The 518-nt window shown below is 46.9% G+C and carries 1 protein-coding gene; it reads right to left on the reverse strand.

Annotated features, from left to right (window positions below; all coding sequences use genetic code 11):
* Positions 1–84: 84 nt before the first annotated feature.
* Positions 85–518: DUF4357 domain-containing protein (locus NZM05_12735; protein MCS7014481.1), on the reverse strand; the 434-nt coding region annotated here is incomplete at its 5' end.

Genomic DNA, 518 nt, shown 5'->3' on the forward strand with positions numbered 1-518 from the left:
AGGCTGAACTGGAAATGCAAAAGAAGTGCGACCTCGAGTCGCTCTCGTGGCAGGAAGTTTTTCAAGACAGATATGAACTTTGAATCATTTGGGAGAGGCATCTTCTAAACCCACGTCTTCATTTTCTGTTCTCCCTTCTGCACCTCGTGCGCCTACTATTTCTTCTTCTATCTCTTTAAGCGTTTTGCCATCTTTACTCTTCCACGTCTGTGGACCGCTGACACTGCGTCCAAGTATCACGCAAGCTGCCGCTGACGGAGCATCGAAGATATAATCCTTTTGAAAAATGTATTTGCCAGAGTTGTCGGAACTCTCAGCGAGAACTCCGAGTGCAATAAGTCGATCTCTCAGTTTCTGGTATCCTCTCTGCAGGCCGCATGCTGTGTTATGATTTGCCTCAGAACCCTTCAGGACTAAAAATCCTTCGTCAGTCCGAATTGCTTTTGCCCTCAGCCCTGATTGGTTCAGTTCTAAAGCGAGTCCTGTAAGGTTAGCTGGATTTTCCTGCTGCATCGCAT

Source organism: Chloroherpetonaceae bacterium (genome assembly GCA_025056565.1).
Classification (GTDB): domain Bacteria; phylum Bacteroidota; class Chlorobiia; order Chlorobiales; family Thermochlorobacteraceae; genus Thermochlorobacter.